Annotated in this window: 21 protein-coding genes; 14 read left to right on the forward strand and 7 right to left on the reverse strand. The window is 48.4% G+C overall.

Annotated features, from left to right (window positions below):
- The first annotated feature begins 466 nt into the window (after positions 1-466).
- The 5 genes from NC980_RS23820 to NC980_RS23840 all read left to right on the forward strand — a co-directional run bounded on the left by NC980_RS23820 (position 467) and on the right by NC980_RS23840 (position 5,495).
- Positions 467-1,033, forward strand: a complete 567-nt coding sequence (locus tag NC980_RS23820) for a photosystem I assembly protein Ycf4 (protein WP_190379161.1) — start codon at positions 467-469, stop codon at positions 1,031-1,033.
- Positions 1,034-1,156: 123 nt separating this feature from the next.
- Positions 1,157-1,978, forward strand: a complete 822-nt coding sequence (locus NC980_RS23825) for a peptidylprolyl isomerase (protein WP_190379162.1) — start codon at positions 1,157-1,159, stop codon at positions 1,976-1,978.
- Positions 1,979-3,091: a beta-ketoacyl-ACP synthase gene (locus NC980_RS23830; RefSeq protein ID WP_190379163.1), complete on the forward strand. Its 1,113-nt coding sequence runs from the start codon at positions 1,979-1,981 to the stop codon at positions 3,089-3,091.
- A gap of 31 nt (positions 3,092-3,122) precedes the next feature.
- A complete protein-coding gene (locus NC980_RS23835; protein ID WP_190379164.1) occupies positions 3,123-4,667 on the forward strand; it encodes an FAD-dependent oxidoreductase in 1,545 nt (514 codons plus the stop codon).
- A gap of 3 nt (positions 4,668-4,670) precedes the next feature.
- A complete protein-coding gene (locus NC980_RS23840; protein WP_190379165.1) occupies positions 4,671-5,495 on the forward strand; it encodes a transglutaminase-like domain-containing protein in 825 nt (274 codons plus the stop codon).
- Here the strand turns inward: NC980_RS23840 and NC980_RS23845 are convergent.
- Positions 5,492-5,935: an SRPBCC family protein gene (locus tag NC980_RS23845; protein ID WP_190379166.1), complete on the reverse strand. Its 444-nt coding sequence runs from the start codon at positions 5,933-5,935 to the stop codon at positions 5,492-5,494. The two genes, NC980_RS23840 and NC980_RS23845, sit on opposite strands and share 4 nt — an antisense overlap.
- 446 nt (positions 5,936-6,381) lie before the next feature.
- Between NC980_RS23845 and NC980_RS23850 the strand changes: the two genes are divergently transcribed.
- Both NC980_RS23850 and ftsE read left to right on the forward strand, forming a co-directional pair.
- Positions 6,382-8,055, forward strand: a complete 1,674-nt coding sequence (locus NC980_RS23850; RefSeq protein ID WP_190379167.1) for a mechanosensitive ion channel — start codon at positions 6,382-6,384, stop codon at positions 8,053-8,055.
- A gap of 218 nt (positions 8,056-8,273) precedes the next feature.
- Positions 8,274-9,005, forward strand: a complete 732-nt coding sequence (ftsE, locus tag NC980_RS23855) for a cell division ATP-binding protein FtsE (RefSeq protein WP_190379168.1) — start codon at positions 8,274-8,276, stop codon at positions 9,003-9,005.
- Here ftsE and NC980_RS23860 read toward each other — a convergent pair.
- Entirely contained in the window at positions 8,993-9,196 is a 204-nt protein-coding gene (locus tag NC980_RS23860; protein WP_190379169.1) for a DUF2949 domain-containing protein, read from the reverse strand. The genes ftsE and NC980_RS23860 overlap by 13 nt on opposite strands.
- 294 nt (positions 9,197-9,490) lie before the next feature.
- Between NC980_RS23860 and NC980_RS23865 the strand changes: the two genes are divergently transcribed.
- Positions 9,491-10,282 (forward strand): YdcF family protein, encoded by a 792-nt coding sequence (locus tag NC980_RS23865; RefSeq protein WP_190379170.1) that lies wholly within the window; start codon positions 9,491-9,493, stop codon positions 10,280-10,282.
- 189 nt (positions 10,283-10,471) lie between these two features.
- Positions 10,472-11,548: a magnesium-protoporphyrin IX monomethyl ester (oxidative) cyclase gene (gene acsF, locus NC980_RS23870; protein WP_190379171.1), complete on the forward strand. Its 1,077-nt coding sequence runs from the start codon at positions 10,472-10,474 to the stop codon at positions 11,546-11,548.
- Positions 11,549-11,605: 57 nt separating this feature from the next.
- On the opposite strand, the gene NC980_RS23875 is transcribed toward acsF, so the two are convergent.
- Positions 11,606-12,667: a RuBisCO accumulation factor 1 gene (locus tag NC980_RS23875; protein ID WP_190379172.1), complete on the reverse strand. Its 1,062-nt coding sequence runs from the start codon at positions 12,665-12,667 to the stop codon at positions 11,606-11,608.
- Positions 12,668-13,100: 433 nt separating this feature from the next.
- Between NC980_RS23875 and NC980_RS23880 the strand changes: the two genes are divergently transcribed.
- Entirely contained in the window at positions 13,101-14,882 is a 1,782-nt protein-coding gene (locus tag NC980_RS23880) for an iron uptake porin (protein ID WP_190379174.1), read from the forward strand.
- Between the two features lie 6 nt (positions 14,883-14,888).
- Positions 14,889-15,824, forward strand: coding sequence for a hypothetical protein (locus NC980_RS23885; RefSeq protein ID WP_190379175.1), 936 nt, complete (start codon positions 14,889-14,891; stop codon positions 15,822-15,824).
- 78 nt (positions 15,825-15,902) lie between these two features.
- Here NC980_RS23885 and NC980_RS23890 read toward each other — a convergent pair whose 3' ends face one another.
- On the reverse strand, positions 15,903-17,882 hold the full coding sequence (locus tag NC980_RS23890) for a nucleoside-diphosphate sugar epimerase/dehydratase (protein ID WP_190379176.1): 1,980 nt from the start codon (positions 17,880-17,882) through the stop codon (positions 15,903-15,905).
- A 779-nt stretch (positions 17,883-18,661) separates the two neighbouring features.
- On the opposite strand from NC980_RS23890, the gene NC980_RS23895 reads away from it, so the two are divergent.
- The gene (locus NC980_RS23895) at positions 18,662-18,946 is read left to right on the forward strand and encodes an ATP-binding protein (RefSeq protein ID WP_190379183.1); all 285 of its coding nucleotides are present in this window, start codon (positions 18,662-18,664) and stop codon (positions 18,944-18,946) included.
- A gap of 100 nt (positions 18,947-19,046) precedes the next feature.
- Here NC980_RS23895 and NC980_RS23900 read toward each other — a convergent pair whose 3' ends face one another.
- The 3 genes from NC980_RS23900 to NC980_RS23910 all read right to left on the reverse strand — a co-directional run bounded on the left by NC980_RS23900 (position 19,047) and on the right by NC980_RS23910 (position 24,458).
- Positions 19,047-20,666 (reverse strand): alpha/beta fold hydrolase, encoded by a 1,620-nt coding sequence (locus tag NC980_RS23900; protein WP_347273118.1) that lies wholly within the window; start codon positions 20,664-20,666, stop codon positions 19,047-19,049.
- Positions 20,667-20,911: 245 nt separating this feature from the next.
- Positions 20,912-23,122, reverse strand: coding sequence for a polysaccharide biosynthesis tyrosine autokinase (locus NC980_RS23905; protein WP_242027180.1), 2,211 nt, complete (start codon positions 23,120-23,122; stop codon positions 20,912-20,914).
- Between the two features lie 475 nt (positions 23,123-23,597).
- Positions 23,598-24,458: a DNA/RNA non-specific endonuclease gene (locus tag NC980_RS23910; RefSeq protein WP_190379178.1), complete on the reverse strand. Its 861-nt coding sequence runs from the start codon at positions 24,456-24,458 to the stop codon at positions 23,598-23,600.
- A gap of 75 nt (positions 24,459-24,533) precedes the next feature.
- Here NC980_RS23910 and NC980_RS23915 point away from each other — a divergent pair, with 75 nt between their 5' ends.
- Entirely contained in the window at positions 24,534-25,751 is a 1,218-nt protein-coding gene (locus tag NC980_RS23915; protein ID WP_190379179.1) for a DUF790 family protein, read from the forward strand.
- 123 nt (positions 25,752-25,874) lie between these two features.
- Positions 25,875-26,543: an HAD family hydrolase gene (locus tag NC980_RS23920; protein WP_190379180.1), complete on the forward strand. Its 669-nt coding sequence runs from the start codon at positions 25,875-25,877 to the stop codon at positions 26,541-26,543.
- The last annotated feature ends 162 nt before the right edge of the window (positions 26,544-26,705 follow it).

A 26,705-nucleotide genomic window follows, 5' to 3' on the forward strand; every position in this document is an offset into this window, starting at 1 on the left:
TGCCAGACCAGCCGACGAAGACGAATCTGTCGCGTTTGAGCCAGTCGTCGAGGGCATCAAAGATGCCGCGTTGCGCTGGCGCGCGACCTACTGCGATGGTCATTTGAAAAATCCTCTAGCTATACGAAAAATTACGGGCTGTCTAGAGTGAACGAGTTTATATGCCTATACATAATAGGAGAAATTAGAAAATTTACAAACCGATACGTGGAATCTCAGCTAACTTTTTTTGAACTTTCCTACGATCGCCAATCAAAATAGGAGTTTTAGCATTTTCGATCCGGATCTGATTCCTGAGAAAGTTCAATTGTCAATAAGTACCTATACTTATGTTTACTTACGCTTACAAAGCGTTGTAGGGAGTATACTAGATAGGGTTGTTTTTAAGATTGTAAAACGCTCTGGGTACGGTTCAGACCGCTTACAGAGTGGAAGTCTTGAAAGTTTTTTAGGTAGCACAAGCGCTATGGCGGCACAAACCACCTCTTCAGAAAATCTTGTTTTGCGTCAGCCGGTCTTAGGGGCACGGCGATTTAGTAACTACTGGTGGGCGACGATCGTGTCGATCGGAGCCAGTGGATTTTTTCTTGCTGCAATTTCGAGTTACACAAAAGTTAATTTGCTGCCGTTCTCTGATCCGACCGAGCTTGTGTTTGTTCCTCAAGGTTTGGCAATGGGCTTTTATGGGACGGCTGGATTACTGCTGGCAACTTACTTATGGTTGACGATCGCTTGGAACTTGGGCGGCGGATACAACGAATTCAATAAGGAAACCGGAGAGGTCAAAATTTTTCGCTGGGGCTTTCCCGGAAAAAATCGACGGGTGGAAGTTGACCTGAAAACCTCGGATGTGCAAGCGGTGAAAGCGGTGTTACGAGAAGGTGTGAATCCGCGACGCTCTCTTTATCTCCGAGTGAAAGGGATGCGGGATATTCCCCTGACGCGAGTGGGGCAACCGCTGACATTAGCGGAATTAGAAAATGAAGCGGCAGGGTTAGCTCGATTCCTGGGTGTGCCGCTTGAAGGACTGTAAATGCTGATGTGCAAGAATAACGAAGAGGTTTGTGGAGCCAAGTTCTACAAACCTTTTTTGTCGATTTAAGCTGATGGAATATGCGTAAGATGTTAGATGGTCTGTTGGGATAGGTGATTTAAAATGCGGACAAAATTTCAAAACTGGGTTGCGTGCTCGTTGATCGTCGGGATGGTTGCGCTGACTGGATGTAATGGACAGCCGCAGACCTCGGCTGCACCGACCGGCTCACCAAGTCCTAGTAGCCCCGCTCCGACTGCAACTGCGACTTTTTCTCCTCAAGCCGGTGGGCTACCCCGATTGCAGGGAAAAGCGACGGTCGTAATCACGGTGAAGGGTTCACCAATCACGATGGAGCTTGATGGGACAAGTGCGCCAATTACAGCAGGAAATTTTGTCGATTTGGTAAATCGCAAGGTTTATGACGGACTAGTGTTTCATCGCGTCGTGAGAGAGCCACAGCCATTTGTAGTGCAGGGGGGCGATCCTCAAAGTAAGAATCCGAATGTGCCTCTCGATCGTCTGGGAACCGGTGGATTTATTGACCCAGCGACGCAACAACCCCGCGATGTTCCCCTTGAAATTACGCCGCAGAAGGCGAATGAACCAATTTATAGCCGGACATTTGCTGAAGCGGGCATCGACGTTCCACCGAAGCTCAGACATACTCGTGGTGCAGTAGCAATGGCTCGATCGCAGGCTCCCGATTCTGCCTCTTCTCAGTTCTACATTACCCTAGCGGACTTGCCGTTCCTGGATGGAAACTATGCAGTGTTTGGGTATGTGACTCAGGGAATGGAAACCGTTGACAAGATTCAACAGGGCGATCGTATTGAGTCGGCAAAAGTAACCCAAGGGTTAGAGAATTTAAAGACAAGTAGTACTGCGAGTCCCTCTCCAAGTCCAGCCGGAAGTCCTTCTCCGAGTCCGACGACTTCGCCTTAAATGTCTGTTGTTGTAACTGGAGTGGGTTTAGCGTCAGCATTAGGAAATCTGGCGCAGACTTGGGAAGGATTGGTAGACGGACGATCGGGCATTCAGTTCTACCAGCCTTTTTTAGCCTTGGAGCCACGACCGATCGCGCTGATTGGCAAATATCCCGCTGAGATTCTGGACTTAACGCGCCAAGTTGTTTTAGATGCTATGAACGATGCTGGATTAACAGCACCGTTGTGCGAGTGCGGTATCGTCGTCGGGTCGAGTCGGGGAAATCAGGCGCAGTGGGAAAAGTTAACCGCAGGAGAAGGTGAATTTCTAAACTGGTTGAATACTTTGCCGAATGGAAGCGCGATCACTACGGCTCAATTGGTTGGGTCTCAAGCGATCGTGCTTGCTCCGATGGCGGCTTGTGCAACGGGACTTTGGGCAATCGCACGGGGAGCAGAATTGATCCGCAGTGGGCAATGTGAGCGCGTGATTTGTGGGGCGATCGAAGCTCCGATTACGCCGCTAACGCTGATCGGATTTCAGCGAATGGGGGCACTAGCAAAAGATGGGGCGTTTCCGTTTGATGTCGATCGACAGGGCTTGGTGCTAGGTGAGGGCGGTGCAATTTTTGTGCTGGAGTCCGAAACGGTGGCACAACGAAGAAATGCCAAAATCTATGGTCGGGTTTTGGGGTTTGGGCTGACGGCAGATGGTTATCATGTCAGTGCGCCAGAGCCGGAGAGCCGAGCCGCGATCGTGGCTGTGAAACAGTGTCTTGAGCGGAGTTCTCTGAAAGCTCAAGAGGTTGATTACATTCACGCACACGGAACGGCGACGCAGCTAAACGATCTCAACGAAGCACAGTTGATCCAGCACTGTTTTTCCGATTCTGTTTGGGTAAGTTCGACGAAAGGAGCGACAGGGCATACACTTGGCGGATCTGGGGCATTGGGAGCAGCATTTTGTTTGATGGCGTTGAAACATCAGATAGTGCCGCCGAATGTGGGGATGAGAAACGGGGAATTTAAGCTAGCGATCGCGACATCGGCTGAATCGACGGAATTAAGAAACGTTCTGTGCTTCAGTTTTGGATTTGGGGGACAAAATGCGATCGTGGCATTCGGTCGATAATTTACGATAGAGAAACGATCACGGTGAACGAATGTCAGTCACAGAAGAGATTTTAGCCAAGATTCCAGGAAATTCCTTGGAAGGATTACGTCGAGTCGATGCCTTATGGAAAGAGGTGCGAGGAGGTTCGATGCCCGTTCCACAGGCGGTTGAAGTGAAGGATCAGCCTTTAGATTCAGTGGATTGGGATGCCGTGATTTGTGGCGGAACGTTGGGAATTTTACTGGGTGCGGCATTGGTTCAGAAGGGTTGGCGAGTAACACTGATCGAGCGAGGAGCTTTAAAGGGGCGAGAGCAAGAATGGAACATTTCTCGCCAGGAATTAGAGGTGTTTATAGAGTTAGGATTGCTGACTAAAACGGAGTTAGAAGCTGCGATCGCAACTCAATTCAATCCCGTCCGGATCAGCTTTTCTGAGGATAATCAGATTTTTGTTAAGAATGTCCTAAATACTGGAGTTGATCCAGCGTATTTACTAGAAACGCTAAAACAATTATTTCTCAAAAATGGCGGTAATCTAATCGAAAATACGCCCTTTGAAAGTGTACAAATTCATCCGAATGGAGTGTGTATCAATCAGTCACTAACTGCCCATTTGATGCTAGATGCGATGGGGCATTTTTCACCGATTGTTCAACAAGCAAGACAGGGAAAGAAACCAGACGGAGTTTGCTTAGTGGTTGGAACTTGTGCAAAGGGATTTGAACAAAATGAGGCGGGGGATTTGATTGCATCTTTTACGCCAATTCAGAAACAGTGCCAGTATTTCTGGGAGGCTTTTCCTGCAAGAGACGGAAGAACCACTTATCTATTCACTTATTTAGATGCGGATCGCGATCGATTTTCACTAGAAACGCTATTTGATGACTACCTCAAACTTTTGCCTGAGTACCAAAACATTGAACTTGAGCAACTCGAATTTGTTAGGGCATTGTTTGGTATCTTTCCCTGCTATCGTGAAAGTCCTCTACATCTAGAATGGGATCGAATTTTGCCGATCGGGGATAGCAGTGGCAGCCAATCGCCCCTTAGCTTCGGTGGCTTTGGAGCAATGGTGCGGCACCTGAAACGATTAACCAATGGGATTGATCAGGCGCTACGATGCCAAAGGCTCGATCGTTCATCTTTAGCGCTGCTGCAACCTTATCAGCCAAATTTATCAGTCACCTGGCTATTTCAGCGATCGATGAGCGTTGGCATAAATCAAAAAGTGAATCCCGAGCAGATTAATCAATTACTGATGGCAGTTTTCTCGGAGATGCAACAGTCCGGTGAGCAAGTTTTGAAGCCTTTTTTGCAGGATGTCGTTCAGTTTATGCCACTTTCTCAAACCCTGCTTAGAACAGCAATTGCTCATCCAGGGTTGGTTTTGAAGATTATTCCCCACGTTGGCGTTTTAGCTCTGCTAGATTGGATGCTGCACTATTTTAATTTGGCAATTTATACCGTCTTGTCTGCGATCGCGCCAAAACTAAAACCTTGGATTGAAGCACTATCGCCCGTTCAGCAATATGTTTGGAATCGGTGGGTGGATGCCTGGCAATACGGTTCAGGAAATGATTACGTAGGACATTAAGGAATGGAATTCTCGCTGGCTCGACAACGTTTTTATCAGGAAGTGCGTCAGGATGATGAAGAGATCAACCTAGAAAAAGCAGCCCTTTATATTGCACAAGAAGAGTACCCAGAATTAGAGGTTGATTATTATTTGAAAGCACTTGATCAAATGGCAGTAGAGATTCAAGCTAGGCTTCCAGAAGAACCCTATCCGCTGCGAATTGTTCAAACAATTAATCAGTATTTGTATAAAGATTTAGAATTTCATGGAAATTCTGAAGATTATTATGACCCGCGGAATAGCTTTTTGAATGACGTGATCGATCTCAGAACTGGAATTCCAATTTCACTAGCATTGTTGTATTTAGCGATTGCAAAACGCATTAATTTTCCGATGATTGGAGTTGGAATGCCGGGGCATTTTCTCATTCGTCCTGCGGTGAATGAAGACATGGAAATTTTTGTGGATGCGTTTCATGAAGGAGAAATTCTGTTTCCGCAAGATTGCCAAGAGCGATTAAACCAGCTTGCCGGACAGCCTGTTGAAATGCGTCCCAAGTTTCTAGAAGCAGTGACCGCAAAACAATTTTTGGCGCGAATGTTGACCAATCTAAAGGGCATTTATTTAAACCAAGGCAAAATTGGAAAATGCCTTACCATGATTGAAAGAATTTTGATTCTGTTTCCCGACGCGCCGTTTGAGCTACGTGATCGCGGCATCATCTATTTTCAAACCCATCGCTGGATTGAAGCTCGCCAAGACTTAGAGGCTTATCTCGATAACGTTCCAAACGCGAACGATCGTGATGTGATTGAACAATTGCTCGATCGCATCGAAGGCAGTTAGCTTAAGGTTTCTGCCACTCGCTTTAATCGGCGCAATTGCGCCTGCATATCTTCTTGTGTCCACTTTGCCGCAAATTGGTTAAATCCGAAGCGCACGATCGCGTTGGGAATCTCGAATTCAAATCGATTGATCAGGCGCGTTCCCTTGTTTTCGGGATTGCATTCCCAGAGATCGCGCCCCTTAAAGAATCCCTCAAATTGCCACACGACTAAACCGGGTTGCCGCTCCGCAACGACACTTTTAAGTGCAGGTTGTAACACCGGAATTTGAATCACAAAGCGGCTCTCGCTGCCAACTTCGGTAGACCAATGATTGATCGGTTCGCAGCGCAATGCTGGATTCAGCCAACGGTGCATCAACTTTAAGTCAGTAAAGCAGCGCTCTACATTGGTTGCACTGGCTTGAATTAGAATTGATTGCTCGAAAACTTGTGGCTCCACCGATTTCTCTCCTGCGATCGATTCCTTTTATTGTCTCTGAATTCGCAAACCTAGCTTGATCGTTCGACCTCTCTCTCTGGACTGAAGAAAAAACAATTTAGGAAATGGGATACTCTCCACTAACTTGTGCGACTCAGCAATTTTTGTCGAGTTAAAACGCGAGCCTAGCAAACTGGCATCGTCGATCGATTATCCAGACACTTCATAGAAAATTCAAAAAAGTGTTTCCAGGAGCTTTTCTCTAACGAGAGATACGAGTACGCTTATGGTGCAACCGTGATTTTAGGGAGAAACCGCTGAACGTTGAGCAAACCGTCTGCAGTTTTACGGTGGACAGCTCTAATATTCAGCAACTGATTTATTCTCCTTAGGGCAACGGTTGGCATAGATCTACAAAAGCGATCGATTCGGCGCTTTTTGAAAGCGAAAGGATTTATCAAAACATCATGAATGAGTTCTGGCAACATCTTGATCAGTTCAGCGACATGTCGCGATTTGCGGGAAATTTTCAATTCGCCCAACTCCCCCCTGGAGAGGCACCATTCGGCTACATCCAAGGAATTAATGTCGCTGAGTTAATCATCAAGCTCGGCGGGGCGCTGCTTGTCCTATTAATTGGAGCACTGGTCGCTGTCTTCGTATCGAGTGTTGTGCGCGGATTGCTGAAGCGAACCACACTCGATAATCGACTCGCAGACTGGGTTGCTGGCGGACGAGGACGAGCAAATTTTAACGTTGAAGGTTTGATTTCAACGATCGTCTTCTGGATCATAATGATCCTGGCTGTAGTCGCTGCTTTAAATGCGCTTGGGTTAAACACAGTTTCACAGCCGCTCAATAATTTTCTCAATCAAATTTTCGCCTTTCTCCCGCAGTTGGGTGCGGCTGCACTCTTAGTCGGATTGGCTTGGGTTGTGGCGACGCTTGCGAAAACGATCGTCGTTCGCACCTCGGAATCGTTTTCTTTAGATGAGAAGCTCACTGAGCCAAGTGACGATCCGTTAGCGACCCCTCCCTTTCGGCTCAGTGAGACGTTAGGCAATGCGGTTTACTGGTTTGTTTTCCTATTTTTCTTGCCGCTGATTTTAGGCGTACTGAATTTGCAAGGCCCGCTCCAGCCGGTTCAGAACCTGCTGAATGATATCTTGAGCGCCCTTCCCAACATTATTAAAGCGTTGGCGATCGCGGTGGTGGGTTGGTTTATTGCTCGAACAGTGCGGGGAATTGTCACAAACTTGCTGAGCGCGATCGGGACAGATCAAGTAGGAGCAAGAATTGGACTAAACCGAGCCAGAGGCGGTCAATCGCTGTCCTGGATTTTGGGCACGATCGTCTATGTGTTAATTCTGATTCCAACTGCAACTGCCGCGCTCGATGCACTCAGGATTCCAGCGATTTCGGTACCTGCAACCGCAATGCTGAATCAAGTGCTAAACGCATTGCCGTTGATCTTCACCGCCGCAGCAATCTTAGCGATCGCTTATGTAATCGGCAAGTTTGTTGCCGATTTGGTATCTAGCATTCTCGCAAGTATTGGATTCGATAATCTCTTTTATTGGCTAGGGCTGCAATCGGCACCTTACACACCCAAGGTTCCACCCGAACAGTACAGTACCGAGTTTCAAACCGGCGAGACGCTGCCACAGGTGAGTCAACCCATAGATCAACAGAAAATGGCAGTACGATCGCCGTCTGAAATCGCGGGCATCATTGTTTTGGTTGGAATTCTGCTGTTTGCGACCGTTGCGGCGGTGGATGTGCTGCAAATCCAAGCCTTAACGGCGATTATTTCTGGCTTGCTTTACATTTTCGGGCGCATTTTGTCTGGGCTAGTCGTGTTTGCGGTTGGATTGTACTTCGCTAATTTGGCGTACAGCTTGATTACCAGTTCTGGCAGCCGGCAGTCGAAACTGCTGGGTCAGACAGCGCGAGTTGCGATTCTGGGGTTTGTCGCAGCGTTAGCGCTTCAGCAGATCGGGATTGCACCCAATATTGTGAATTTGGCGTTCGGGCTGTTGCTAGGTGCGATCGCGGTGGCGATTGCGATCGCGTTTGGTCTCGGCGGTCGGGATGTCGCGGGTGAGCAGTTGCGCGAGTGGTTGAAAGACTTCAAGCGTTAGTGTGCGAGGGTGACAGACTTTCGTGCTGACTCAGGTGGGGAGTGGGGTGTTGCTCCTTTTTTAGCCCCTACTCCCCGATCCCTAGTCCTTTTAGCCTTCACAACTTAAACAGGAGCGCTCCATCAAGCTCACCTCTTTCTAAGATCCCGCGATTTCTCGGAGGAAGCAACCTGATTTCGGGTGTACAAGGGTGGAGTTGATTTCCCGTGTCGATCGTTATGGCTCAAGCCCTGAATCGTCCGTCGCCCTCTGTCCCTACCCGTGATGACTCTCAATCTGTGCCAGCAGCGCTAATCCAACTGCGTCAGGTGAGCAAAACTTACCCGAACGGAAGTTCTGCGCTCTCCGGCATTTCGCTCGACGTGAAAAGCGGCGACTTCTTGTTTATTACAGGGCCTTCCGGCTCCGGGAAATCAACTCTTCTTAAATTGCTCTATGGCGCAGAACTGCCCTCTGAAGGCGAAATTTTTGTCGATCGTCAAAATCCTGCTCGTCTACGCGGCAATCAACTCGCCTTTTTGCGCCGTCGCATCGGTGTTGTGTTTCAGGATTACAAGCTGATTCCGCGTCGAACCGTGGCGGAAAATGTCTCGTTTGTTCTCTGGGCGCAGGGGTATTCTCGTCCTGAAATTCAGCGGCGCTTACAGCCTGCTCTGAAAATGGTAGGTCTGGTTCACAAAGCAGATTGTTTTCCAGAAGAGCTTTCTGGTGGGGAACAGCAGCGGGCAAGTATTGCGCGGGCGATCGTCGGAACTCCCCCGATTGTCCTAGCCGATGAGCCGACCGGAAATCTTGATCCAGAAAATTCGTTGCAAGTGGTTAAGATTCTTAAAAAGCTAAATCAAATTGGGGTTACGGTTTTAGTGACAACGCACGATGAAAATCTGATTCGGCAAGCAAATGATCCGGTCGTGCAAATTCGCAACGGTCAGCTGTATCACAGGGTGTAGCTGACTTTTTCTAGCCAGTCAAAAATCTGGTCAAGCTGGTTCAGCGTCACTAAACCATACTGCCATAACACCATTGGAAGAGGTGTAAGTTCCGGTTGACTGTGCTTGACCGCAAAATCGATCGCAGAGATGGGAAGCGCAAGTTCTTCCCGGAGAAACCGAATTAATTCTGACCGCTTTTTCGTTTCCATGTTGCCGCCCTGCTGTATGAGAAACAATTTAACTTATGTAAACAAACTTCATCAATCTCAAAATCATCCAAAGGTTCAGGCTTTTCAATCCAGAACTGTGACTGCACTCTATCCTCGAAAATACTTAAACACTCGATTGAGTATTCAGTCCCATTCGCTAAACTTCCGTAGTTATCCCGATTGCAAAAAGCGATTTCAGCATTTAAGCAGCAAAAGCGATCAAATCATAAAGGAGAGATACAATACTTTGCGAAATCGGTTACGTTTCCGTGTGCCAAAGGCATCGCAATCTCAATGTTTTTATTTTTCTCCAAACTACTGCCCCTGTTTATTTACCCGCTGGGCTTAAGCTGCTTGCTGCTGCTGCTCACGTTGGTTTTGATATTGCAAAAGCGATCGCGCTTAGCCTTAATCCCCGTCACGCTCACCTTTTTAATTCTGTTGCTGAGTTCAAGCCCTTGGGTCAGCGACGCGATTGTGAAAACTTTGGAATATCAGTACATCACGGAAGGCGAACTGCCGACCGCAGATGCGATCGTGGTGCTAGGCGGCTCAACGGGAGCGGCGCTACCGCCTCGCCCCTGGATTGAAGTTCAAGAGGAAGGCGATCGCGTTCTCTACGCAGCAAAGCTCTATCGAGAAAAGAGAGCGCCCCGTCTGATCCTCAGCGGCGGACGGATTGATTGGCGATCGAATCCGGGTTCCGAAGCTGAAGACATGGCGATTCTGATGGAACCGATGGGAGTTCCGCGCTCAGCGATGCTACTTGAATCGCGATCGCTCAACACCCGCGAAAACGCTGTGAACACACTGGAAATTATGAAAGCAAATAAGATTGAGAAAATCCTACTGGTGACATCGGCGATGCATATGCCGCGATCGATGCTGATCTTTAAGAAGTTGGGAATTGATGCCATTCCCGCTCCGACCGATTACACCTTAGTCCAGGCTGAGCAAGCCTCAAAATCGACGTTAGAAGCGAGAATTCTAGATTCCTTACCGGATGCCGATCAAATTCGTCGCACCACTCGTGTACTTAAAGAATATGTCGGAATCTTAGTGTACCGAGTGCGAGGGTGGGCTTAATGCCTCTGCGCCCTTAATCAATGTTCCAAAATGTAAAGACTCGTTGCAACTCTTAATAAATCCGCGTCAAAGCGCTGCAGGAAGCTTGATACACTAAAAGTCGTAATCGATCGTGGAATCAAGTCCGGTAAAGCGATTTGCCGCATCCACAGACTGCACCTAGACCACACTGCGCTCTGCGTAAAACTCATGGTAGATTCTCTTAAAAAACCAGGCTTTGAAGAACTGCGCCCTGGAATCAAAGTTCCAGCGAAAGAAACGATTCTCACGCCGCGCTTCTACACCACCGACTTTGACGAGATGGCGCAGATGGATCTCTCGGTTAACGAGGAAGAATTCGAGGCGCTCGTTGCAGAATTGCGAAACGACTACAACCGCCACCATTTTGTGCGGGATGAGGAGTTCGAGCAATCCTGGGATCACATCGACGGCAATACCCGTCGTGTGTTTGTCGAATTCCTAGAGCGTTCCTGCACCGCAGAATTCTCGGGCTTTTTACTTTACAAAGAACTGTCCCGCAAGCTGAAAGACCGCAATCCGCTTCTAGCTGAAGGATTTTCGCTGATGTCTCGCGATGAGGCACGTCACGCAGGCTTCCTTAACAAAGCGTTGTCTGACTTTAATCTTTCGCTTGATTTAGGCTTTTTAACCAAGAGCCGCAAGTACACATTCTTTAAGCCGAAGTTCATCTTCTACGCAACTTACCTATCCGAGAAGATTGGTTACTGGCGCTACATCACAATTTTCCATCACCTCAAAGCGCATCCTGAAGATCGGCTGTATCCGATTTTCAAGTTCTTTGATAACTGGTGCCAAGATGAGAACCGCCATGGAGACTTCTTCGATGCGTTGATGCGGACTCAGCCCCAGTTCCTCAACGACTGGAAGGCTAAACTCTGGTGTCGATTCTTCTTGCTGTCGGTGTTTGCGACGATGTACCTGAATGATATTCAGCGCACCGAATTCTATGAAGCGATCGGTCTTAACACCCGCGAGTTTGAGTACACCGTGATCGAGAAAACCAACGAAACCGCAGGTCGTGTTTTCCCGGTTATTCTCAACGTGAAGCATCCAGAGTTCTATGCGCGACTTGAAACTTGCGTTCAGAACAACGAGAACTTAAGAGAGATCGACAGCAGCAGCGGATCGAAATTCGTGAAGACGCTGAAGAAAATCCCTTACTACGTTTCGAATGGCGTTCAACTTGCGAAGCTGTATTTCATTAAGCCGATCGACATGACCGCATCGCACGGTCAAGTCAGATAATTACGCTACCCGGTTGAAAGCGGTTCCCCAGATCAAAAGATTGGTGGAACCGCTTTTTTATTCATCAATCTGCCAAAGTTCAGTTGAATAAGCCTCGTCTAAAACCTTTTTCGGACGCATCACCAAAATTACCCGTCCTAAAAGCGTGACTGTCGGTGCTTCTTCAAACCACTGCAATTCAAGCTGTTCTCCGTTGGCGACGGCAAAATAATGCTCTAATTGCCATTGCCGCTCTGATCGATCTAGCACCACGATCACTTCTTCCGGATTCCCAGCTAATGGAGTCGGTAATCGATCGCTATCACACAAAAGCGCGACCGGATCTTCAGCACTCCGAATCACTTGCCATCCTGGAACCGTTATCCACGCGCCTGTACCGGAAAACTGCACGAGTGCAAACGCGCCCGTCTCCTCGATCATCGGGACAGCGTGAAGATCTGCGATCGTTAATGGCATCTTGCCGGCAACGGGGAGAATGCGCGGCAGTTGGTCGTCCGACTCCAGGCGGTAAACCGGAAGACGGGGGGCAGGACGCTTAGGTGTGACCGTGAAATCAGTGAGCAGAGACTCGATAGCTTTTCGAGCCGTTTCACTGTGGGCGAATTTTAAGCCTCTAGCAATCAGGCGCGATCGTTCTTGCAAATCGGTTTTCTCTTTTGCACTCTTCCAAGCTTGGTAAGCCACTGCATCACCCGGATGTGCGGTGAAAGCTTCAGGCTGCTTGCTCAGGCGTGAGTAATCTTTGAGAGCACGAGCAACTTCATGAACCTCATCTGTGTCTAAGTTCTTTTCAAACACTAACTCTGCGGCTGCGGCTCTTTCGGATTGAGAGAGAATCCGTAATTCGTAGAGAATATCGCTGGCTCTGTTGCCAAAATACGATCGCACCGCATCCGAAACCCCAACCTTAAGCATCGAGTCGAATACCTGAGCCGCAACAGTAATTTGATTTTGATGAATTGGCTCAAATCCGGTGGCTTCAAAAATGGCTTGTGGTGTATAGCCTGCTTTTTGCAGTGTTTGACAAGCGTGTGCCCACTCAACCCATGATCCCTCTTTACGACGGAGTGATAGAAGCAACTCGTCAGCGTTTGGTAATTCTTGTGGTGTCTCAGTCATAGCGCGGCTCTCCCAGTAATCCTCAATCAGATTACCAAACCCGCGATGCCTCCGGTGCAGGAAAACCCGTTTAGCAATGCGAGGCGATCATTTAGACTTCGGAATTCCCAGGTTGATCGACGCGAGCAATCGTAAGTGTGCTTTTGTCAATCGGGAAAACAGGCTTACTTGAAATGCGCTGATAGTAGTGGCAGATGCCAAGTACAACGGCAAATCCAGCAATTAGAGCAAAAAATGCACTGGGACGATATCGAGAATGAACATTCATATAAGTATTAGTGATAATAGGGCGTAACTTAACTTAACTCTTGGGGTATACCGAGTACGCCCACCTTCAGAAAGATAATTTTTTGCATCAGTAGTACTAATTGATAACGTGAGTTTTTATACGTAAATACGGGTATAAGGAGAATGCAACATTTGGAGTAAGACGATGACCGAGACTGGAGCGATCGCATATCCCCCGCAGCCGTCCCGCTTAGTTGTCGAGAGGAAGACCCTTCAAAACTCGATTCATCTAAACTCAAAGCCGACTAACGCTAAAGTTGGAACTCCAGAGACAGTCCGATCGCCAGAGTTTAGCGAAGTAAAAATGAATACATCAGCTGCATTAAAACCGATTGCACCGGATGTCGATCGTCCTTCTTCAGCAGTACCAGAGTTTAGTTCGATTCGCGAGATCGCTTCAGAAGCCGAACCCGTTGCAGATGGAATGGATCAAGTTACGTCGGTTTCGCAATTGTCGGACATACAGCCGAGTGACTGGTCATTTCAAGCATTACAGGGATTAATTGAGCGATATGGCTGTATTGCAGGATATCCAGACCGTACTTTTCGGGGCGATCGAGCAATCACTCGATACGAGTTTGCGGCGGGACTAAATGCTTGTCTCGATCGAGTACAAGAATTACTCAAGGCTCAGCAGTCTAACATCGTCACCCAACAAGATTTGGACACGCTGCGAGCCCTACAAACGAAATTTACATCTGAACTGGCAGCGCTAAACGGTCGAGTTGATCACTTAGAAGCACGATCGACCACGCTAGAGAAGCAGCAATTCTCAACCACGACGCGATTGTTTGGGCAAGCGATCGTATCTGTCCAAGCCAGCAATAAAGCAAATGTTGATTTGTTTCCCAGAGACGGTGTACCTGAACGCCAAGGGGAATTAAAACCCACACTCGCCAGCAATGTTCAACTCTCACTCGCTACTTCATTCAGTGGACGAGACTTGCTGTTGACCACGCTGCAAACTGGAAACTTACGATCGTCCGCGCCTAATCTCTTTACCAATATGGGGCGGCTCTCCTACGAATCCGAACAAGACAATCAAATCTTTATCAGCGATCTGTCTTATCGATTCCCCATTGCTGATAATTTTGGTGTTTTGATCGGTGCAGTAGGCGTGAATCCCGCAAATACCTTTCGGGGGATCAATCCGCTTGAAGGTGCAGGCGATGGCGCACCTTCATTGCTCGGACAACGCAATCCAATCTTAGCGATCGGGAACGGCACAGGCGGTGTCGGGTTCGATTGGCAAATCAATTCGCACCTCAGTTTGCAAGGAGTGTATAGTGCTGAATTGCCCTCGTTTGCGGGAAATGCAGATGCCGGTGGATTAATCGGAGGTCGGTACGCCGCTGGAGCGCAATTGACGATCGCGCCCACCAATACGCTCAACATCGGCATTCATTATCTATTTTCACGATCGCCTGATGGCTTCATTGGAACCGGAATCGGAGATTCACAATTGCTGTCACCGTTTGCGCCGACGAACACTGCATTTACCACTCACGCGATTGGTGCAACAGTCGCTTGGCGGCTCAATCAGAAATGGACGATCGGCGGCTGGGGTGGATGGACAAGCTCAAAAGCGGTTGAGCTTCCCGGTTCAGTACAAACAACAAACTGGATGGTCTTTTCTGCATTTCCTGACTTGTTTGTGCCGGGAAATCTCGGTGGTTTTCTGTTTGGACAACCGCCTAAAATCACAAGTAGTACGCTACCCGAAGGCTATAACTTCCCTCGGTTTAGCAACACAGGGGGCAGAGGCGGACAACCTGACACCGCGCTGCATTTAGAGGCATTCTACCGCGCCAGACTCAATTCCTCGATCGACATTACTCCTGGCGTTCTCGTGATCTTCAATGCAAATCACAATGCTGCAAACGATCCGATCGTCATTGGCACGGTGCGGACAACATTCCGGTTTTAAGTCACTATGCTCTCTAGAACCCTTTTTACGATCGTGCTTTCGTTTGGTACTCTTGGAATTCATCCCGCCTCTGCCCAAATTGTCATCCGCAGTACGGGTGTAGTTTCTGGCACAGTTGTTCCTCCCAGCCAAAACCCAAACTTTAACCAAGGCACCACCAGAGTCAACACAGATAGTCAAGGACGCTATTTCAGAAACGGGCAGCTTGTGTATTCGGCGCAAGACTTTAACCCGAATCTCGTACAGGTCGATAGCAGCGGGCGCTACTTTGTCGATTTTCGCGGAATTCCGATCGTCTCAACCGATGGAGTGCTAACTTCTCCAGTGCTATCCGGAGGGGAACTCCAGCCAGCCCGCCGCAATCACAATGCACCAACTCGATTTCACGGCACGATTCAAGATGAGTTGGTTGTACGGGGAAGATACACAGGCATCGCCACCGATCCTGCAACCGGATTCCAGTATCAGGGAACGTTTGATATCAGTGGACAGGGAGCGCGATATAGCGATCGTAACGGAGGAACCAGTCCAACCGTGTTTGACTTCCGATCGCACTACAATTTCAACGCCAATCCTCAGATTCCACCCCGGCCTACGATTTCTTCGTTCCGCATCAATGCGATGCCTGTTCAGTTGCGCGTAACTATTCCCGCAGGTTTAGCTCCGATCGCACCATCTTCACCTACCATCCCTAGTCCGGGTACACCGGCAGTTCCCAATCCGGGTACGCTTCCCCCTTCGGCTCCGAGTGTGCCATCTCCTTCGACTCCAAGTGCGCCGCCAGCTACCGTACTCCCTCCTTCGACCCCGATCGGGATTGACCCAAATTTGAGCGGGATTTTGAGCAGCAATCAGCTACAGCAAGTTAGCCGCGTTGTGCTTGAAGGCTCGAAAGCTTCGTCTAGACAAATCGGGCCGAGTAGTCGAATTTTGCTGAGATAGGCTGAGAGAAAACGAGCAGATAACCTGATATGAGTTCTTTCCACCGAACCCCGTCAGGTTAATCTATTTGTCCGATCGCTAATTGTGATGACGGACGGTTGGGGCTTGTGCCGCAGGGGCATACTCAGGGACAAGCGTTTTGAGCAGAGATCGCAGTTTACTTGGATTCTTCTGATACGCCACCAAGAAAAGCTGATCCAATAACAGCTCTAATTTTTCCCAAGGGATCATTGCTTCTCGTGCTGCAAAAATCTTTGGATGACTCGTCGCCATCGCATCTCCACCAATGAGTAACTCTTCATAGAGTTTTTCACCCGGTCGTAACCCTGTCACCTCGATCTCGATATCTTCTCCCGGCACCAGACCGCTGAGTTCGATCATCTGCACGGCAAGATCATAAATTCTCACAGGCTCACCCATATCTAACAGAAACACTTCGCCCCCTTGGCCTATGGCACCGGCTTGGATCACCAATCGTGAGGCTTCTGGAATCGACATAAAATAGCGCGTCATCTCTGGGTGCGTCAGCGTAATCGGCTTACCTGCTGCAATTTGCTGCTTAAATCGCGGCACAACTGATCCATTACTGTTCAACACATTGCCAAATCGAACCATCACAAATCGAGTATGGGTTTCTGGTTTTGCTGCTAGCGCTTGAAGTACCAGCTCCGCAATTCGCTTTGTTGCACCCATCACATTCGTTGGACGCACTGCTTTATCGGTGGAAATCAACACAAACGTGTCAACTCCACAGCGAGCGGCAGTCTGCGCCGTCACCATTGTCCCATAAGCATTGTTGATAATGCCTTGCTCAGCATTGCTTTCAACCAGCGGAACATGCTTGTAGGCAGCGGCATGATAAACCGTCTCGACCTGGTATTTTTGAAAGACTTCGGTTAAACGATCGCCATCTGTCACTGATCCGAGATGCGCTTTACGAGGAATATGCGGATAGGTTTCTGCCAGTTCTGCATCGATCGAATAAAGCGCAAATTCATTCAATTCATACAGCACCAGTAAGCGGGGGTTTTGTTCAGCAATTTGGCGACAAAGTTCTGAGCCGATCGAGCCGCCGGCTCCGGTAACGAGAACGGATTTATCGGTAATGTTGATTCGCAGCAAGCTCGGATCGGGTAAAACTTCCTCACGTCCTAGCAAATCAGAAATATCCACATTCCGAATTTTTCCGATCGACACTCGCCCCGTCACAATCTCTCGGATTGAAGGAACGGTTTTCACCTTTACCGGAAGCCCTTTTAAGCTTTTCAGAATTCGTCGCTTTTCCTGCGGCTTTGCAGACGGAATCGCCAGCAACACCATCGTCACCTGATACTGATCAATCAGCACTTTTAGCATTGCAGGATGATGGATTTGAATGCGATCGAGCAATCGTCCCTGAATATCAAGATCATCATCAACGAAGGCAACGACTTGATAAGCAGATTCACGTATCAGCGCTTGGGAAAGCTGAAATCCAGCCGAACCTGCTCCATAAATGATAATCCGCTCCGTCTCATGCTGATCTTCCAGGGTTGGGAGCAGACGCAGAATTTTGCTCGATGTCTTCGGTGCAGTCTGCATTAACATAAAAAACCGACGCACCGAAAACCGTGTACCTACTACTCCAATCCAGGTAATCAGAGCGCTGATAATCTGCACCGAGCGTGGCAGTACGGGGACACCCATTAGCGTAGTAAAAGCAACTAATCCCGCTTCGCTTAAAATGACTGATTTTAACGCCAACCACAACACCTCAGTCCCGGTGTGACGTAGCAGAGGGCGATACATTCCAAGCAAATAGAAAATACAAAATTTAACCGGAATGACCAATATCAAGGCACTTTGATATTGATCGAGGTGATCGAATAAAGGCTGATCTTCAAATCGAAGGCTCAGTGCAACACAAGTGGCAATCAGAAAGACTGCGCTATCACTGCCAAATAGGAGATAGCGCCGGAGGCGTTTGGGTGAGCTGAGAATTGCTCGAATCGCCCTCAGTAGTAATCTAGTTTGAAATATCCAAAGGATAGATGAAGAGACAGATAGTCTTTCACGCATGAGAATCTCGTTCCTAAATCAGTTGCGTCTACTCTTTGGAATCGGTTTGAAAAAGTGGGTAGATGAGATTCTCGATTCCACTATGTCCCTGATAGTTCGGCAAAACTGAAAATTGGTAGAGATCCCTGAGTCAACAGATACTGTGTCTAAGCTGGGAAGGGCAGTGAGATTGAGTCGCCTTGAGCTTAACCATCTGTACGCATATAGTGAAAATACTATCTTTGTCGAGATTTGTACTTAAAGAGATGACCAAGACTCAAAGCAATGAATGAACTAGAGGTGAACTTCAAATTAAATTGATGAATCGGTTTGCCTCCAACGTAGACGAAAGATTGTGATACTGCGAAGCGGTTAAACACGCAAAATTGGATCAATGCGTTTTACAAGAGATTACAGATGAGGTAATGAGAGCTTCTCAGTATTTGTACGGCTTAATTCGTCGTAGGTTGGCTTAACTCAGCCTAACTTTGCTTAAATCAGCTTGATTTGGTGATCACAACACTGGTAAGCAGTTTGCACAAACTCAGTGTTTTCCAGGAAGTTGAAGCGATCGCACGTAGAGTTAACTTGAGAATACGGAGAAACAGTTAAAATGCAATATGTTCAAAAGCTGCGATGAGGGTTCGATCAAATTACACAAGGAAACAAGAGTCTACCGTCACATGAAACGAAGTTGTGTGAAGGACGCATGAAGATGACCAAGATTCTACGGATCACTTGGATGAGCAAAGAGATCAGCCGATAGAAAATGCTGAAGCTTCTGTGAGAAATTACTCACGATGAATTCCGATGCCACCCCTCACTGCACTGCTAATAAATCTGCTGTGCTCTCGATTCGGATCGATGCGGGACTGCTTCAGCAAATTCTGGCAAACTTGCTGTCAAACAGTATCAAATATTCACCGCAGGGCGGCAGTATCCTTTGTCGATTGGAGATCGACACTAATCAACTCCGCTTCAGGTGCGAGATTCAGGGATTGGCATTCCCAATGCCGAATAATCCCAATTGTTCCGATCGTTCTACCGCGCCAGCAATGCCGCTGGGATTACTGACACAGGTTTAGGGCTTGCGATCATTAAGCAATGCGTTGATCGGCTCGGTGAGCAAATCACCGTGAACAGTACGGAACAGGCTGGAACCTGCTTTATGGTGGCAATTCCCCTCTAAAACATTGCGGCTAAACTTAACCAGCGAGTTAGATTAGCTGGTAGCTCAGTGTTGAGCCGCAAGGGTAAGTCCGGTTTAGACAGTGATCGGGCATAGCCCGGTGATAAAAATGGCTGATAGGTTTTCGCTTCGGGCATGGCTTGCTTGATGAAAGCTAAACTCACGCCTTGTAACAGACGGCGCAGGGGTTCCATTTCTTCTCCTTTGCGCTCTTTGACGAGGGTTCCTTGCGCGACTGCACCGCTGAAATTGCCCGGATCGCTCACGCTTAAGTGCGTCGTTCCGATCGCCGTCAGCAAGTATTTCGGGGTTGGCAGTTGCAAAAAGGGCTGAAGCTGCTGGCTAAACGCAGGCGCTAACGTATCATCGGTACTGGTGAGAATCAAAGTTGGAGTTGCTACCGATTTGAGTCCCGATTTGCCGAAAATTTGCCCGATCGCCGGATTCAGCGCGATCGCTTGCGCCACTCTCGGGTCACGCAGACTGAGACGATTTTCGGGACGCTCAGTAGCAGCACACTGCAACCAATCTGCGGGAACTCGATCGAGCAGCCCACTGGTACGGCAATATTCGCGAAGTTCATCGAATCGCAGTTCTGCTCCCGCTAACGCTAACGCCTCATAGCCACCGAGCGAATGTCCGATCACGGTGACTTGTTGAGTATTCAGTTTTCCTTGCAGCGCACCGGGTTGCTGATTCAGTTTCGCAAATCTATCCAGCAAAAATTGAACATCTTTGGGGCGATCGATAAACTCACTCGCTGGAATTAACCGATCGGGGTTCAGCGCAGAAAGCGACCCCGCCCGCGCTAGAAACGGATGCTCGATCGCTGCGACCGTTAATCCATGTGAGGCAAGATGCCGTGCTAAATAAGCGAGAAACTTACGATTTGCTTCAAATCCTGGTGTAATCACGACGAGGGGCGCTTGAGGATTGGCAGCACTCCAGTAAAAATCAACGGGTAATCTGCGATTGCGCTTTTCATCAATGAATAAAAGCGAGTCCTCTTCGACCTGCTGCGCTCCTGCGATCGACGGATCAAACGAGGCGCGAAACGTTGAACTGCCTGGATCTAAACTGCGCTCTAACAGAGATCGGATACCCTGCGTTTTCCAGTATGAAAAATTAAGCTGCGATGCGATTCCTACTGCTTGAGTCACATCAACCGTCACACTATCCTGGGGAATCGCTTTGAGCACCCCGATCGCGTCTAAGCCGTTTGCCTGCCGCGCTGCCAGCCAAAATCCTGCCTGTAAAGTTTCTACGCTCAGTCCTGGTGCCGCTTGCCGAATAGAGTTCAACACCTGCCGACCAGAGGGCGACTTGAGCAAATCTTCCATAATTTGAGTGCCCAAGTTCGGATCAAGCTGTAATCGGCTGTTGAGCGCTCTGCGGAAGTCAGGCGTTAGCAGTGCCGAATAAAGCTGGAGCGTCGAGGGAATTTCGCCTGTTTTAGCAAATTTTTCTAAGTCTGAAACGGCGATCGATTGCTCAAACGGCCCTAACCGTAAATTGAGCCGTTCAGCCGCAAGGCTCGGCGAAGCTCCAGCCACAGCCAGCGCCAATCCTCCGATAAACCCGAATCCGATCGTTTTCCAAGAGAAGTATCGCTTCACCGTAAAAATCCTTTGTCAAGTGCCTAATCCAACTGAAACGAGGTGCGACTTTTGGAGTTGTTGCACCTCGTCGTCATGCCGATCTTGATTCTAAAGCTGACTTTAATTCTTTAACGAAGTTCCCTGGGCGATTACGATCGAGTTTGAGTAATGAGCGCTAAAAGGGAACCCCGGCATGAAAAAAAGCGCGATGCCTCTCAGCAGACATCGCGCTAGTTCCTCTTTACAGCAAACTGATTTGGGGGCTACCTGGTTAACACCGATCGCGTCCGTTCACCGCGATCGGAAACTTGCTCACGCGGGCTGGTGTAGTAGAAGTAGCTGTCCGGCTCGTACCGTACATTCACACCGTTTGCCACCAGTCCTAGAATGTTGGGTTCAGAGCGATCGAGCAGCGATTTTGCCGCTGCGACGCTGGCTGAATCCGCTACACCCGGACGCACCGCAATCAAAACTCCGTCTGCCATCTTGCCCAGTACCGCAGCGTCCGCAGTGCCCGCAAGCGGTGGCGTGTCGAACAAGACATAATCATAGTCTTTGGCGACGGTTTCGAGGAACGTAGTCATCGCCTCAGAATCAAGAATTGCGAGTGGATTGGGTGGCATTACACCCGCAGTCAGAACCGATAGGTTGCTCGTAATCGGCTTCACCGCTTGTCGCAGTTCGCTTTGATCGACGACAACGTTACTTAAACCCACCGAGTTCACTAATCCCCAGAGGTGGTGCTGCGTTGGATTCCGCATGTCTGCATCGACGAGCAGCACCTTACGACCCGATTGCGCCATGGTGGCTGCAAGGTTCGCCGTCACTTCAGATTTGCCTTCTCTGGGAACAGCGCTGCTCACGACGATCGTCTTCACCTTCCGATCAAGGCTCATGAACTTCAGGTTCGCTTGTAGCATCTGATAAGCTTCATGAATCATCGATCGCGGCGAAGTCATCGCGATTACTCGTGGCGAGATATCATCACCGCTCGGCGAGATAATCGTCGGAGTATCACTGGTTTCAAATCGGGGCACTAATCCCAACAGGGTATAGCCATACTGTGCTTCGGCATCTTTCACTGTCTTGAGCGATCGGTCGATTGCATCGATCAGGAATGCCGCCGCAATGCCTAACAGTAACCCCACGATCGCTCCGGATGCCAACAAGAGCAGGCGCATTTGTCCGGCGGGTTGGGTCGGAACTAGCGCGTTTTGCAGAATCCGGGCGTTGCCGACCTGCTGATTTTTTGCGACCTCAATTTCTTGCTTGCGGGCATTGAGGTTTTGATAAGCAGTCAGCGCAATTTCCTGCTGGCGGACAAGATCGCCCTCTTGCTTAATTAAGGCTGGAGTTTCTAAGGCGCGACTGCGGTAGTTGGTTAATAATCCCGATATCATCGAGATGCGGCTATCTAAACCGAGGCGCTGAGACTGTAGTTGTGCCAAGCTTTGAGCAAGGTTACGTTTAATATCACCGACTTGCAGCCCTCCCGGAGCAACAGACACATTTGCGCCCACAGCTTCTACCACTCGCGATTGCAGGAGAGCGTTGAGGTCATCCCGTTGCTGCTGCAAGGTTTGAATTTGCGGCGTAGTGCCTTTGAATCGGGATTGCTCGGTGACGAGACGAGTTTCAACCTGCTGGAGTTGGCTAAGAACTTCTTGAACGCCTGCGGATTGGCTGAGAGAGGCAAGGTTGATAGCTTGATCGAGGCTAAGTCCTAATTGATTCACAACTGCTTGCTCTTGCCGAGCGACATCGGCAAGCTGGGCCCGCGCTTGGCTTAACTGATCTTGAAGGGTTGCGGCTGAGGCAATGTTTGCAGCCGACTCGCGCTCTAAATCGACAATGCCATTGCGGGTTCTAAAGTTTCGTAGGGCTTCAGAAGCTTTGTTCAGTTCTTCTTGTGCAGCAGGAAGCTGATTTTCGATAAAACCACCTGCTTTGGTGGCTTCTTCCAGGTTGGTTTTAAGGTTGCTGTCGATGTAGGCTTTCATGATCAAGTTGACCACGTTTGCTGCCATCTCTGGGTCGTCGTCGTTGTACTTGACGTTGAGAATATCGGTAGTCGGGACGGGTTCGACCTTAAGCCGTCGAGCCAGTTCTTCAGGAGTCATCGATCGTCCTTTGCCGTTCTTAAGTTGCAGCGTATCAATCACGCGCTGCAAATTGGGGTAGGACATCACGACGACTGCTTGAGTATCGAGTGGATTACCTTCGCGTCTGAGGGGTTCAAGCGTTCCGATTTTTTCACCGACACCGGTTAGCGAGGTGGTGCGGTTTGTCTGAACTAACACTCGCCCGTTTGCTTCATAGCTCGGTCGTTGCATGGTGGTTGCCAGTCCAACGAGTCCGACTGTTGCGGCAAACACACCGACAGTAACTAACCAGCGACGTTTCAGAACGAGCCAATGGCTTTGAAGATCGAAGTCTTCGGAGTAGCGCTTTGTCTCCATGTTTATGCTTGTCATAAAGAGGAATCTCTACTTAGAAAAATGGGTTGCTCATGACTTGGGCAATAGATGAGACCGAGAGGAGAGCATTTGGGCAGGTTCAGGAGTTACAACTCTTGCGTCTAACAAGACTTTTGGCTTACTTATTACGTAATCTAAGTGGTTTACCGGAGGCGCGTCTACCTGCTTCACTGAATCTTTATGGCATAGTGAAGAATTGATCAGCGTGAAAGCGGTGAAACTACGGAGATTATAGTGTGCAATACTTCCGGCACGGTTTGATGTATAGAAGATAACAGAATATGGGTGCTGTATCACGGTTGATCTATAGCGATCTTAAATCACCTAGATCAGTTGTGGAGTGGAGAACGTTCCCTTTTCACCCCCTACTTCTTCTATCGTTCACAACTCAAACCGGATGGCTATAGATTCTAATCACTATTTATTGATTGTCTACTTTGCTTCCGATCGCTTGTTGTACTGCTTCTAGAACTTATTGATTGTCTACTTTGCTTTCGATCGCTTGTTGTACTGCTTCTGGAACAGCGCTGAGGAAGTCGTACCCCGTTTTAGCTTCAAGCTGATCCACGCTGATGCGATAGTCGCGCCAAGTTTTATCTTTGATTCCTTGAATGTTCGGAACATTTACCGCAATCACTCTGGTTTTAGCTGTGACATCAGCCGCTTTAGAGCTGGGTTGATCCATGACAACAATCACTTTCCAGGTTGAAGCGGGGATGGAAATTTTTTCAGCGCCGATCGTCCCTTTTTCGCCCAGCCCACCGGCAATAATGTAAAGTTCTTTCCCAGTGTTAACCAGTCTGCGCGACTCGCTTTCTAGACCTTCCCACACATCGCGATTGTTATCAGGAGTTTGTGGCAGAATGTTGGTCATGAAAAAGGTAGCGGAATTTGTTTGCAGATTGCGAGTGCGATCGGCAGAAGGAGTGAGGTGTCCGCGATCGTAGCCACTACCGTTGTAGTCACTGGACTTTACTTGATACCAGCCTTTTGGCAGGATCGGATCAGGGCGAAAATCATTAGAGCGGGGAACTGTGCCAAGCCAGCTTTTATTCAGTTGCCAACTTGTCCAGTTAGGGATGTGTTTGCTGTTGTTGTAAGACAGTGCGTAGGAACGAGTATTATCTGCGATCAGGTAGTCGTTTGCATTGGCAATATCGGGTGTAGCTTTGCTGGGAATGCCCATTGCGAGGTGAACGTTTCCTACAATAGGGGGGAGTAAGGGTTGACTACCGATCGGTGCTTTAGGTCGATTAAGTAGAAAAGCACAGCCCACTACAGTAACAACGAGAAGGGCGACGATCGTCAAGATTTTCCAGCGAGATTTCAACATGGTGTATTTTATCTTTCTGAACCCATTATGCAGCGAATCTGAGCGGTAGGATGGATCTGCTGTGATAGTAAAAGTATGTTACCGACTGAGTTATTGATTCAACGTTTTAATGGTGAAGAGATTGTCCCCAAGCGATTGCTGCTTGATGAGAAAGTTTTGTCGATCGCTGAAGAGTTGATCACGTTGTTTCATGAGGCGCAGCACGGAACGAGAGGCGAATTGAATCGACAATTACAAGCGATCGAGGGCGAAGAAACCGATTATCGAGTTAAGCGCGGTTTGGCACATCTGCTTAATAGTGCGTTTAGTACGTTTGAAACGGTGAGTCCACTTGACCCACTGATGCTGAGAGAACGGGTATTTGCCCTGTCAGCACAAAAAATTCCAAGTGTGTTGGAGACTGAGCAGACAATCGGGCAAGTTGCAAAGATGCTGAGTCAGGAGTTGAACGCTGAAGTTTTTCCAGAGCAAGTCAAGTCGGGATTGTATGCAGATTTGCCAGAAAACCAAATCCTAGTTAGTTTTGAAGCTCCAACGCCGGAAGCTCTTGTCCATCGTTACAATCTATCGCAAGTGCAAGGGGTGTTTTATCGAGCAAGTCATCTCGTAATCAATGCACATCGCAATGATCCGGGACAGTATAAGCTATTGTTCCGGTATATGAAGCTGTTTCAGTTAATGACTTACATTGAAGGTGATGCGGATCATGGATTTACTTTGACGATCGATGGCCCGACTAGCTTGTTTAAGCCTTCCACACGGTATGGATTGGCGATCGCAAAGTTACTTCCAGCTTTACTGCATGTGACGCGCTGGAGCTTGTCGGCTGAGTTGCAGGTTAATGATAGTTATTCGGGTAAAACGCGCCAAGGTCGATTTGCGTTAGATTCCGACTGCGGATTGGTCAGCCATTATCCACCAGGGAAGACCTATGATAGTTTGCTTGAGGCGGGGTTTGTTGATCGATGGAACAAAGCTAAAACAGAATGGCGATTAGAACGCGAGGTCGATTTAATTCCGATTCCGGGAAGCGTGATGATTCCTGATTTTCGGGTTGTACATCCAGACGGTAGAACATTCTTAGTTGAAATTGTAGGCTATTGGCGACCAGAGTATTTGCGGAAGAAATTTTCGCAGGTGCGCCAATCCGGGCGGGATGATTTGATTCTGGCAGTGTCAGAGCGATTGAACTTAGAGAAGGCGGGAGTAAAGGTTTCGGATACGCCTGCTCGGATTGTTTGGTTTAAGGATCAATTGTTGCCGAAAGCCATCTTAGAGGTGTTAGAGCGTTGATTCTCTCTTGACTAAGATGTGTCTTAAAGCGGACTTGGGGGAGATTGTGAATGTCTAGAATGAGGAGCCTCGATTGTATTTGCGATCGCAGCACTAATTCTTTAACACTAGGAAAACTTCACCATGTCATTAAAAGGCGTACTGTTAGATATTGATGGCACCTTAGTTGATAGTAATGATGCTCACGCTCATGCTTATGTGGAAGCATTTGCTGAGCATGGCTATGCTGTAGAGTTTGATCGAGTTCGACCTTTAATCGGCATGGGCGGGGATCAATTAATTCCGCGAATTGTGTCGTCACTATCTGGTGAAGAAGGAGAAGGAAAACAAATTGCCGATCGACGCAAAGAGCTGATCATGCAAAAGTATGGTGCTGATTTAGCTCCGACTGATGGTTCAAGACAGCTGATCGAAAAGCTAAAGCAATCCGGATATGAATTGGTCATTTCTAGTTCAGCAACGAGCGAAGAACTCTCAGTTTTGCTGAAAGCGGCTCAGGTTGATGATCTTTTAGACGAAAAGATGGCAACAACATCAAGCGATGCAGACGCTTCCAAGCCTGAACCCGATTTGATCGAAGCAACTTTGGAGAAAGGACATTTGAAGCCGAATGAGGCGATTATGTTGGGAGATACGCCCTATGATATTCAGGCAGCAAATGCTGCTGGCGTGGCAGTGATTGCATTTCGCAGTGGGGGGTTTTCGGATGAGCAATTAGCAGAGGCGATCGAGATTTATGATAGCCCTGCGGATTTACTGGCTCATTTTGATCAATCTCCTTTGGCTCAATGATGCGATTTTTCAGCAGGGTCAATAGCCACTTGAGCAATATGTAAAGCTTCTAGGGCGTATCTGCAAAGTCTAAATGTAAGGTAATGCCCTATTTGAGCCAAATTAGAATTGCAGCAATTGTCAGCATCGCCAGATAGTTCTCTGCCCGTTTTTCATACCGTG

It is taken from the genome of Leptolyngbya sp. AS-A5 (genome assembly GCF_039962495.1).
Taxonomy (GTDB): Bacteria; Cyanobacteriota; Cyanobacteriia; order Leptolyngbyales; family Leptolyngbyaceae; genus Leptolyngbya.

What these genes read in the sequence shown, in the direction of transcription:
- acsF (WP_190379171.1), top strand. Translation starts at nt 10,472, where the DNA reads ATGGTAGATTCTCTTAAAAAACCAGGCTTTGAAGAACTGCGCCCTGGA.
- NC980_RS23875 (WP_190379172.1), bottom strand. Translation starts at nt 12,667, where the DNA reads ATGACTGAGACACCACAAGAATTACCAAACGCTGACGAGTTGCTTCTA.
- NC980_RS23850 (WP_190379167.1), top strand. Translation starts at nt 6,382, where the DNA reads ATGAATGAGTTCTGGCAACATCTTGATCAGTTCAGCGACATGTCGCGA.
- NC980_RS23905 (WP_242027180.1), bottom strand. Translation starts at nt 23,122, where the DNA reads ATGACAAGCATAAACATGGAGACAAAGCGCTACTCCGAAGACTTCGAT.
- NC980_RS23895 (WP_190379183.1), top strand. Translation starts at nt 18,662, where the DNA reads ATGAATTCCGATGCCACCCCTCACTGCACTGCTAATAAATCTGCTGTG.
- NC980_RS23835 (WP_190379164.1), top strand. Translation starts at nt 3,123, where the DNA reads ATGTCAGTCACAGAAGAGATTTTAGCCAAGATTCCAGGAAATTCCTTG.
- NC980_RS23820 (WP_190379161.1), top strand. Translation starts at nt 467, where the DNA reads ATGGCGGCACAAACCACCTCTTCAGAAAATCTTGTTTTGCGTCAGCCG.
- ftsE (WP_190379168.1), top strand. Translation starts at nt 8,274, where the DNA reads ATGGCTCAAGCCCTGAATCGTCCGTCGCCCTCTGTCCCTACCCGTGAT.
- NC980_RS23825 (WP_190379162.1), top strand. Translation starts at nt 1,157, where the DNA reads ATGCGGACAAAATTTCAAAACTGGGTTGCGTGCTCGTTGATCGTCGGG.
- NC980_RS23865 (WP_190379170.1), top strand. Translation starts at nt 9,491, where the DNA reads ATGTTTTTATTTTTCTCCAAACTACTGCCCCTGTTTATTTACCCGCTG.
- NC980_RS23885 (WP_190379175.1), top strand. Translation starts at nt 14,889, where the DNA reads ATGCTCTCTAGAACCCTTTTTACGATCGTGCTTTCGTTTGGTACTCTT.
- NC980_RS23860 (WP_190379169.1), bottom strand. Translation starts at nt 9,196, where the DNA reads ATGGAAACGAAAAAGCGGTCAGAATTAATTCGGTTTCTCCGGGAAGAA.
- NC980_RS23890 (WP_190379176.1), bottom strand. Translation starts at nt 17,882, where the DNA reads ATGCGTGAAAGACTATCTGTCTCTTCATCTATCCTTTGGATATTTCAA.
- NC980_RS23880 (WP_190379174.1), top strand. Translation starts at nt 13,101, where the DNA reads ATGACCGAGACTGGAGCGATCGCATATCCCCCGCAGCCGTCCCGCTTA.
- NC980_RS23840 (WP_190379165.1), top strand. Translation starts at nt 4,671, where the DNA reads ATGGAATTCTCGCTGGCTCGACAACGTTTTTATCAGGAAGTGCGTCAG.
- NC980_RS23915 (WP_190379179.1), top strand. Translation starts at nt 24,534, where the DNA reads ATGTTACCGACTGAGTTATTGATTCAACGTTTTAATGGTGAAGAGATT.
- NC980_RS23920 (WP_190379180.1), top strand. Translation starts at nt 25,875, where the DNA reads ATGTCATTAAAAGGCGTACTGTTAGATATTGATGGCACCTTAGTTGAT.
- NC980_RS23830 (WP_190379163.1), top strand. Translation starts at nt 1,979, where the DNA reads ATGTCTGTTGTTGTAACTGGAGTGGGTTTAGCGTCAGCATTAGGAAAT.
- NC980_RS23910 (WP_190379178.1), bottom strand. Translation starts at nt 24,458, where the DNA reads ATGTTGAAATCTCGCTGGAAAATCTTGACGATCGTCGCCCTTCTCGTT.